Consider the following 9595-nt stretch of genomic DNA (forward strand, 5'->3'; position numbering starts at 1 on the left):
ATCATCTCGTCCCGTACCCACCGCCCGACAGGGTCCGCAGCGCCGAGGTCACGGCATCGGCCATCGCCAGGCGCGCCGCGGTGAGGGCCGGCCGGGGGTCGACCGTCGCGGGTGCCGCGGCGAGTGTGTCGCGGACCGCGCCGGTGAAGGCGGCGTTCAGTGCCGTACCGATGTTGATCTTGACCATGCCGGCCGCCACCGCCTGCCTGAGCTCCGCGTCGGGCACGCCCGTCGAGCCGTGCAGGACCAGCGGTACGGGGACCGCCTTGGCGAGGCGGCCGATGAGATCGTGGTCCAGCCGGGCGGTGCGCGTGGTCATCGCGTGGGAGCTGCCGACCGCGACGGCCAGTGCGTCGACCCCGGTGGCGGACACGAAGTCGCGCGCCTGATCGGGGTCCGTACGTGCCGAGGGTGCGTGCACTCCGTCCTTGCCGCCGATCTCGCCGAGTTCCGCCTCCAGCCACAGCCCCTGGGCGTGTGCCCACTGCGCCGCGGACCGCGTGGCGGCCACGTTCTCGGTGTGCGGCAGGGCGGACGCGTCGAACATGACGGATCCGAAGCCGCAGTCCGCGGCGCGTCGCATCAGCGCTTCGTCGGTGACGTGGTCCAGGTGCAGGGCCACCGGGACGGTGGCGGCCTCTGCGAGCGCGGCGGTGGCGCGGGCGATCGGGGCGAGCCGGTTGCCGTGGAACCGCACGGCGTTCTCGCTGATCTGGCAGATGACCGGGCGGCCCGCGGCTTCCGCCCCCGTGACAACGGCCTCGGCGTGCTCCAGAGTGATCACGTTGAACGCGCCGACGGCCCGTCCGTCGCGGTAGGCGGAGCTCACCACGTCGGCGGTGGGAGTCAGTGGCACGGTCGTCCTCCGATCGCGGCGTACGACGGCCGCGACGACGCCAGGGACAGCGGCGGGGACAGCGGCGGGGACAGCGGCGAGGGCTCGCGGGATGTGCAGGGTTTTGCTCGTTTGGTGACCATAAAACACCCAATCAAACGCTGTGGTTTCATGGAGGTGCGCATATCGTCGCGCACACCACGAACGGGGAGTTGTGAAACATGGCGGCACCGCAGGCCCGGTGGAGCTCGCTGCTGGAGATGCTCACGCGCGACGGCCGGATCGAAGTCGAACCGGCTGCCGAGGAGTTGCGGGTCTCCGCCGCGACGATCCGGCGCGACCTCGACGAGCTGGCCCGTCAGCAGATGGTCACCCGCACGCACGGCGGAGCCGTGCTCAACGCGATCGCCTATGACCTGCCGCTGCGCTACAAGGCCGCGCGCAACGCTCCGGAGAAGGAGCGGATCGCGCACGCGGCCGCCGGGCTGGTGAAGGCCGGTGCCGTGGTGGGGTTGAACGGCGGCACCACGACCACCGAGGTGGCGCGGGCGCTGGCCACCCGCGCGGACCTGAGTTCCGGCGGCGCGGAGACGGCGGTCACCGTGGTGACCAACGCCCTGAACATCGCCAACGAGCTGGTCGTACGGCGCCACGTCAAGCTCGTGGTGACCGGCGGGGTGGCCCGGCCGGCGTCCTATGAGCTGATCGGGCCGCTGGCCACCGAACTGCTCGCGGAGATCGCGCTGGACCAGGTCTTCATCGGAGTGGACGCCATCGACGTGGCCCACGGGGCGACCGCCCACCACGAGGGCGAGGCCAGCATCAACCGGGCGCTGGCCCGCCGCGCGCAGCAGGTCGTGGCGGTCGCCGACTCCTCCAAACTGGACCGGCGGGCCTTCGCCCGCATCTGCCCGGTGGAGGACATCGACGTCCTGGTGACCGACAAGGCCGCCTCGGACGAACTGACCGAGTCGTTCGCGGCGGCCGGCGTGGAGGTCATCCGCGCCTGACACCGCGCGCCCCTCCCGTACCGGCCCCCGCGACAGCCCCGGCTCCGACGCGGATCCCGGCGTCATCCCCGCACGCCGCCCGCTGTCAGGCCGGCGACGAGGTAGCGCTCCACGAAGACGAACAGCACCACCACGGGCACGATCGCGACGATGGACGTGGCGAACAGGTACTGCCACTGCTCGTGGTACGAGGTGACGAAGCCGGGAATCGCCCTGGTCAACGTCATCCGGTTGCCGGACGAGGTGATCGTGAGCGCCACCACGTACTCGTTCCACGCGCCGATGAAGGTGTAGACGAGCGCGGTCACCACACCGGGCATCGCGAGCGGCAGGATGACACGGGTGAGGGCACCGAACCGTCCGGTGCCGTCGAGCCAGGCCGCCTCCTCGAGTTCCTTGGGGATGCTCGCGAAGTACGCGTTGAGGATCCACACGCAGAACGGCAGGTTGAATGCCGCGTTCACGAGGATGAGGCCCTCGGCGGTGTCGGTCAGGTTGAGGCTGACCATCTCCCGGTAGATGCCGACCAGCAGTGCGGTCGGCGCGAACATCTGGGTGACGAGCACGAGGATCAGGAAGGCGCCGCGCCCGCGGAAGCGGTGCCGTGCGGTGTAGTACGCGGCGGGCAGCCCGACGGCCAGAGCGAGCAGCGTCGACGCCCCGGCGACGTACAGCGAGAACAGCAGCGCGTCCCCGACGCGCGGGTCGGTGAGCGACCAGATCTGCGTGAAGTTCGACCACTGCCAGTGCGAGGGCAGATAGGACGGCGGGGACTCCATCAGTTCCGGCGTCGGTTTGAGCGCCGTCAGCAGCATTTCCGCGTAGGGCGCGAGAAACGCCAGCGCCACCAGCCAGCCGGCGGCGGTGAGCAGGACGGTGCGCAGCTTCATCGGTCGTGGCCGCCTCCTGCGCGGCGCGGCTTTGCGGGATATGACGGCGGTCCTGCTCACGCGGTGTCCTCCTGTCGGCGGACGACGCGCAGATAGACCAGCACCACAGCGAGGACCAGCCCGAAGTTGACGACGGCCATGGCGGCCGACTCCCCCACCGACTGGTTGTCGAAGGCGAGTTTGTACAGGTAGGTGGTGGTCGTGTCGGTGGTGAAGCCGGGGCCGCCGCGCGTCATGGCCCAGATGATGGGGAACGAGTTGAACACGTTGATGACGTTGATGATCGCGGCGACCACCAGGGAGGGCCGCAGCAGCGGCAGGGTGATGCCCAGGTAGGCGCGGACCGGGCCGGCGCCGTCCACCCGCGCCGCCTCGTACACCTCGCCGGGGATGCTCTGCAGTCCGGCCAGCAGGACGAACGAGGTGAACGGCAGCGAGACGAACACCGCCACGCCCATCATCGCGGCCAGGGCCTGCCCCGGATGGGCCAGCCAGTTGACGGGGGCGTCCAGCACGCCGAGGTCCATGAGCAGCCGGTTGATCACGCCGTAGAAGTTGTTGAGCATCCAGCGCCAGATGAGCGCCGTCATCAGCACCGACGAGGCCCATGGCACGATCATCGCCCACCGCACCAGCCGGCGCCCCGGGAAGCTGGCGTTCAGCAGTTGGGCCAGGCCGAGGGAGACCAGGATCGTGACGGTGACGACCCCGATGACCCACACGACGGTGCGCAGCAGCACTCCGGGCAGGTCGCCCTCGGCGAACAGGTCCGAGTAGTTGCGGAGGCCGGCGAACCCCTCGGACAGTCCGGTGGAGCTCACCTTCGTCAGGGACGTACGGATCATCTCGATGATCGGCCAGACGACCATGGTCAGGATGAGGAGGGTCGCGGGCCCGAGCCACAACAGGGGCTCGAGTGCGCGCCATGTCCTGCGACGGCGGCGCGGCGGGGACGGCGCCGGCGCCGCCGGGGCCGGGTGTTCGGCCCCGGTGGCGCTTGCGGTGACATCGTGTACGGCCACCGAAGTCAGTCGCCCTTCTGCGCGGTCTTCTGGATCTCACCCAGGACCTTCGCCGGGTCGCCGCCCGCCACCCCCGTGCCGATGCGCTGCTTCACCGCACCGTCGACCGCGGCCCACGCCGGGTCGTCGGTGGGGGCGAACTCGGCGCTGGAGAGGGCGTCGACGAACGGCTTGTAGTAGGCGGCGTTCTTGCTGTCGGAGCTGAGCACCGCACCAGCCGAGTCGGTGACCGACAGGAACCCCTCGGTGGAGACGAACTTGGCGGCGTTCTCCTTCTGGTAGAAGAAGTCGAGGAACTTCTTGACCGCCGGCTTGTTCGACCCGTCGCTCTTCTTGAAGGCGACGAGGTAGTCCTGCACGCCGAGCGTCTTGTGGGTGCTGCCGTCCTTGCTGGGCAGGGCCGCGACGCCGTAGTTCAGTTTGGCGTTGACCGGGTCGATGAAGCCCTTCCGCATGAAGACCGCCCCGTTCAGCATGCCGATCTTGCCCTGGGCGAACTGGTTGAAGACGTCCTTGCGGTTGGTGGCCTCCGGGTTGGGCTGGGTGACCTTTTCCTTCGTCAGTTTCCGCAGATAGCTGAGCGTGTCGACGTTGGCCTGCTGGTCGATCGCCCACTTGCCCGAGGGGTCGGTCCATCCGCCGCCGTTGTTCATCGCCCAGATCTGGAACTCGGCCTGTGCCTCCTCGGGACCCAGCGGCAGCCCGAGGCCGATGTAACCGGCCTGCTTGATCTTCTTGGCGTCGGCCTCGACCTCGGCCCAGGTGGACGGCGGCTGGGCTATGCCCGCCTTGGCGAAGATGTCCTTGTTGTAGAAGAACAGGCGCGCGCTGGAGATGAAGGGCAGGCCGTACTGGGCCCCCTTGTACTGCGCCTTCTGCCGGAACAGCGGAAGGAAGTCGGCCAGCACCTTGGGGGAGACGACGTCCTGCGCCTTGTGGACCAGGCCGTCGCGGGCGAAGTCGGAGAACTTGTTGTAGTTGAGGATGTCCGGTTCCTGCTTGGTCTGGACGTACGTCTTGACCTTGGAGTCCATCTGCTCCCAGTCGACGACTTCGAGATTCACCCGGTAGCCGGGGTTCGCCTTTTCGAAGTCCTTGATCAGCGCAGTCCAGTAGGCCTGGGTGTCGTCGTCGTACTTCGCCGCGACGAACCTGATCGTCTTGCCGTCGGATCCGCCGCTGTCCGAGGAGCTGCCCTTGCCACAACCGCTGAGGGCGAGTGCCAGGGCCAGTCCCCCGGCGAGGCCCGCGAGGTGCCGTTTCACGGAGTACCTCTCCGCACGCATGGCGTGCTTGGTTCAAGCGCGTGCTCGCCTGATTGCGTGCTCGCTTGCTTGTTTATGCTCGATTCTTAGTGCTATCAATCATCTAACGACATGATGCTCAATGAAACGCGCACGGTGTCAAGGGTCGACACATCACGTATCGGTCACACCGTGCGCCCGAGAGGGGAGTTCCCCGATGAGTCAGACCGACATCGAGATCGCCACCCAGCCCGACTGCTGGCGGCAGGCCGTGGCACTGGCCGGGAGGCCCGACGGTCCCGTCTCCGCCTCGCTGCCCAGGCCCGGCGAGCGGGTGGCCGTCGTCGGCTGCGGGACGTCCTGGTTCATCGCCCAGGCGTACGCGGCGCTGCGGGAGTCGGGCGGCCACGGCGAGACCGACGCCTTCCCCGCCTCCGAGATGCCGGACGGGCGGGACTACGACCGGGTGGTCGCGCTGACCCGGTCCGGCACCACGACCGAAGTGCTGGAGCTGCTCGGCAGACTGCGCGGGCACACACCCACGACCGCGGTGACCGCGGTGCCGCAGTCGCCTGTGACGGGGCCGGCGGACGCCGTCGTCGTGCTCGACTTCGCCGACGAGACCTCGGTCGTCCAGACCCGGTTCGCCAGCACCGAACTGGTGGTTCTGCGGGCCCACCTGGGCGAGGACCTCGGACATCTGCCCGAGCAGGGGGACTCGGCGCTGGACGAACCGCTGCCGGAGGGGGTGCTGGAGGCCGAGCAGTTCACCTTCCTGGGGCAGGGCTGGGCGTACGGGATCGCCCAGGAGGCGGCGCTGAAGATGCGCGAGGCGGCGGGCGCCTGGACCGAGGCCTACCCGGTGATGGAGTACCGGCACGGCCCGATCAGCGTCACCGCACCCGGCCGGGTGGCGTGGTGGTTCGGGGACCCGGCCGCGCTGCCGCTCGGTCTCGCCGACGAAATCGCGCGCACCGGCGGGCAGTTGGTGGCGCTCGGCCGGGATCCGCTGGCAGATCTCGTCGTGGTGCACCGGCTGGCCGCCGCCCTCGCCTCGGCACGCGGGCTGGACCCGGACAATCCGCGCCATCTGACCCGTTCCGTGATCCTGGCCTGACCGGGCGTCCCCCGGAAGGATCTCGGGGCACAGAATTTACCCGTCTGTTACGAACGGTTTCCGGGCCCGCCGAGGCCGGTCAGCGGGCCCCGGGACCGACCGCCACCAGGGACAACAGCCGCTCCACGACACCCCTCGGGGCACTCGGAACGCCGGGTTCCCCGCATGTTGACAGGTGGCGGTTCTCGCAAGAGCATGTGCGAAATCGCTTGGAATCTTGCATCTGCACGCAGTATCAAGCAGACCGCAGCCCTGGCGGGCACCGCGCTTTTTCGTGATCGTGCAGTCCGCACGCCACCGGCACCACGCACCGCCGCTCCTGAGCCATCGTCCTGTCCGACAGGAGGACACGAGTGCACGCCCGATTGAGCAGTCCCGGCGGCCTGTTGCTCGCTGCCGCACTGACCGCCGCCATGCTGATGGCGCCCCTCACCGGCTCCACCGCCGCGGCCACGGCCGACACCACCACCGCCACCGACGGGCCGAAGGTGGTCCGCACCGCGAACGCCGTCACGGTCTCCGTGCCGGCCTCGGTCAACACCCCCGGCTACACCCTCGACGTGGCCACCGACGAACTCGCCCTGACCACACGCCGCGCCGGGAAGACCGTGCTCGCCACCACATCCGGCGACACCGGCGCCCTGCGCTTCGCCGCGGCCGACGGCACCTGGCAGCACGCGACCGACGTCACCGACTGGACGTGGAAGAACGGCGTCCTGACCGTCACCGCCGACAGCACGCTCGACGGCGCCACGGTGGAGGCCCGGATCACCCCCGGCGCCGACCGCTACCAGCTCGACTGGGACGTCCACGGCGGAGCACCGACGCAGCTGGGCCTCAGCTACGACCTGGCATCGGCCGGTCACTGGTACGGCCACGGCGAGGCGGAGACCCCGCAGGGCGGTCCCGGCACCGACCAGCCCTGGCCGCTGGACGCCGGCGAGGTCGACCACAAGACCTTCGGCCCGGCGTCGTACCACATGATCGATCCGTTCTGGTACACCTCCAAGTCGACCGGTCTGCGCGTCGACACGGGGAACGTCATGGACGTGGCGCTCAACAAGGGCAAGGACGGCCTCGGCAGCTTCATCATCGAGTCGCCCGACACCTACAAGGCCACCGTGTTCGTCGAGTCGACCCCGCTGGAGGTCTACCGCGACTACATCGGCATCGTCGGCAAACCCACCAAGTCCGACGCCCCGTACGAGCAGTACGCCAAGCCGCTGTGGAATTCCTGGGCGCAGTTCTACACCAAGGTCGACCAGGAGAAACTGCTCGACTACGCCACCGACCTCCACGACAACGGCCTGGACGGGCACACCATCCAGCTCGACGACAAGTGGGAGTCGAACTACGGCAATCTGACCTGGGATCCCAAGACCTTCCCCGATCCCAAGGGCCTCTCCAAGAAGATCCACGACATGGGGTTCGACTTCGGCGTCTGGGTCACCCTGTGGATCAACCTGGACTCCGCCAACTACCAGTACGCGGTCGACCACGGCTATCTGCTCATGGACGCCAAGGACAAGACCAAGCCGTGCGACGTGACCTGGTGGAACGGCGAGGCGGGGATCATCGACCTGGCCAACCCCGAGGCCAAGGCCTGGTACGAGGGCAACCTCAAGTCCCTCATGGACACGTACGACATCGATGGGCTGAAGTTCGACACGCGCTTCTTCGACGAGAGGTGCGCGCCGCGCGAGGGCTCCCAGGTCACGGACTACCAGAAGCTCGGCACGCAGCTCGCCGACGAGTTCGACCTCCAGGGCGCCGGTATCCGGGTGCACTGGAACAAGACGGCCCACGAGGCCGGCTTCGTCACCCGCCAGGTCGACAAGGGCACCGGCTGGGACTCCCTGCGCGCCTCCGCCTCCCAGAACCTGGCGATCTCCACCATCGGCTACCCGTTCGTCGAGTCCGACATGATCGGCGGCTCCGGCGGCCAGCCCGCACCGACGAAGGACGTACTGGTGCGGTGGGCGCAATCCGCCTCGCTGATGCCACTGATGTACGCCTCGACCTCGCCGGTCGACACCAACGACACCACCACCGGGCAGAAAGTCGACTACGACCAGGAGACGGTCGACCTCTACCGGCAGGCGATCAAGACGCACGAGAAGCTCGCTCCCTACATCTGGGACCAGGTGCAGAGCACCCTGAAGACCGGCGATCCGATCATGCGGCCGCTGTTCTTCGACTTCCCGAAGGACGAGGCGAGTTACACGGTCGCCGACGAGTGGATGCTCGGCCCGGCCGTGCTGGCCGCGCCGAAGCTGAGCACCGGAGCCACCCGCTCCGTCCATCTGCCGCCGGGCACCTGGTACGACGTGAACCAGGGCAAGTTGCTCCGCGGTCCCCAGACCCTCAAGGGGTACGCGGCGCCGCTCGGCGTCACCCCGGCCTTCGTCAACATCAAGGCCGAGGGCGCGGACAAGGCCATCAAGGCGCTCAAGCGCGACGACGCTCCGGCCGCCGCCGTCCTGATCACTCCGGACGCCCCGGCCACCGACGCCGGCAAGCCGTTCCAGGTGACCACCGACGTGACCAACTGGAGCACCAGAACCCTCACGAGCGTCAAGGCGGCCCTCGGTCTGCCCGACGGCTGGAGTGCCAAGGCGACCGGCCCGACGACCGCGAGCTCCCTCAAGAACGGCGCGACACTCACCACCACGTGGACGGTGACCCCCGCCGCGGACGCCCGCTGGGGCAGCCACGACCTCACCGGCACCGCCACCTACAACGGCTCGACAAAGGTGTCGGACACCGTGCAGGCACAGGTGAAGGCCGCGCCGGGCAGTGTGCAAGCGCCGTACCTGACGACCGACACCACCTCCGAGGACCCTCAATACGCCCAGGCCGGTGACCAGTTCGCCATCTGGGCGGGCGGCCAGGACCTGTCCGGCTGGAAGGACGAGAAGGGCGTCATCTACCGCGACGACGCGGCCGGCGAGAAGTCGACCGTGCAGGCCCAGTTGGTCTCCCAGAACAGCGCCTCACCGGTCGGCAAGGCGGGCGTCGCCCTCGCCAACGACCTGACCGCACCCGAGAAGGGCGGATACGCGGTGCTGGTCATGACCCAGAGCTACGGCCTGGAGTTCATGACCGACAGCGACGGCGACGGGAAGCTCGACACCTGGGCGGGCGGCAATGCCACCTATCACCCGGCGTACCTCAAGCTGACCAGGGACGGGGCCACCTACACGGCGTACGCCAGCAAGGACGGCCAGACCTGGTCGCAGGTCGGCACCGCCCAGGTGCCGTCGGCCTCCGGCACCGAGGACGCGGGGATGGTCGCCAGCGCGGCCAACGTCAACTACCCCGGCCAGAACATCGAAGCCGTCTTCAGCGGATTCTCCGTCACCTCCTGACACACCGGATCACCAGCACCACCCCCCGGTTTCCCGGCAGGCCCCCTCCCCTTGAGGGCCTGCCGGGGACCATCCCGCTTCCCGACAGCTCCCGCCCCCGGGGTCCGCC

At 69.0% G+C, this 9595-nt stretch carries 7 protein-coding genes; 3 read left to right on the forward strand and 4 right to left on the reverse strand.

Going from position 1 to position 9595, the window contains the following annotated elements; translation table 11 throughout:
• Position 1: 1 nt before the first annotated feature.
• Complete coding sequence (locus tag OHA64_RS03300; protein WP_405607492.1) at positions 2–856, reverse strand: ketose-bisphosphate aldolase; 855 nt, start codon at positions 854–856, stop codon at positions 2–4.
• 200 nt (positions 857–1056) lie between these two features.
• Between OHA64_RS03300 and OHA64_RS03305 the strand changes: the two genes are divergently transcribed.
• Positions 1057–1845 (forward strand): DeoR/GlpR family DNA-binding transcription regulator, encoded by a 789-nt coding sequence (locus OHA64_RS03305; RefSeq protein ID WP_405607495.1) that lies wholly within the window; start codon positions 1057–1059, stop codon positions 1843–1845.
• Positions 1846–1907: 62 nt separating this feature from the next.
• Here the strand turns inward: OHA64_RS03305 and OHA64_RS03310 are convergent, their stop codons facing one another.
• Genes OHA64_RS03310 through OHA64_RS03320 form a run of 3 tightly spaced genes read right to left on the reverse strand, consistent with a single transcriptional unit; the run spans position 1908 to position 5022 of the window.
• A complete protein-coding gene (locus tag OHA64_RS03310) occupies positions 1908–2735 on the reverse strand; it encodes a carbohydrate ABC transporter permease (RefSeq protein ID WP_266524078.1) in 828 nt (275 codons plus the stop codon).
• 56 nt (positions 2736–2791) lie between these two features.
• Positions 2792–3757 carry a carbohydrate ABC transporter permease gene (locus OHA64_RS03315; protein WP_405607498.1) on the reverse strand — a complete coding sequence of 322 codons (966 nt, stop codon included), beginning with the start codon at positions 3755–3757 and terminating at the stop codon, positions 2792–2794.
• Between the two features lie 5 nt (positions 3758–3762).
• The gene (locus tag OHA64_RS03320) at positions 3763–5022 is read right to left on the reverse strand and encodes an extracellular solute-binding protein (protein ID WP_405607501.1); all 1260 of its coding nucleotides are present in this window, start codon (positions 5020–5022) and stop codon (positions 3763–3765) included.
• Between the two features lie 196 nt (positions 5023–5218).
• On the opposite strand from OHA64_RS03320, the gene OHA64_RS03325 reads away from it, so the two are divergent.
• Both OHA64_RS03325 and OHA64_RS03330 read left to right on the forward strand, forming a co-directional pair.
• Positions 5219–6118, forward strand: a complete 900-nt coding sequence (locus OHA64_RS03325; RefSeq protein WP_405607504.1) for an SIS domain-containing protein — start codon at positions 5219–5221, stop codon at positions 6116–6118.
• A 413-nt stretch (positions 6119–6531) separates the two neighbouring features.
• Positions 6532–9486, forward strand: coding sequence for a TIM-barrel domain-containing protein (locus OHA64_RS03330; protein ID WP_405623844.1), 2955 nt, complete (start codon positions 6532–6534; stop codon positions 9484–9486).
• The last annotated feature ends 109 nt before the right edge of the window (positions 9487–9595 follow it).

Origin of the sequence: Streptomyces sp. NBC_00076 (assembly GCF_045041235.1) — a bacterium.
Lineage (GTDB): Bacteria > Actinomycetota > Actinomycetes > Streptomycetales > Streptomycetaceae > Streptomyces.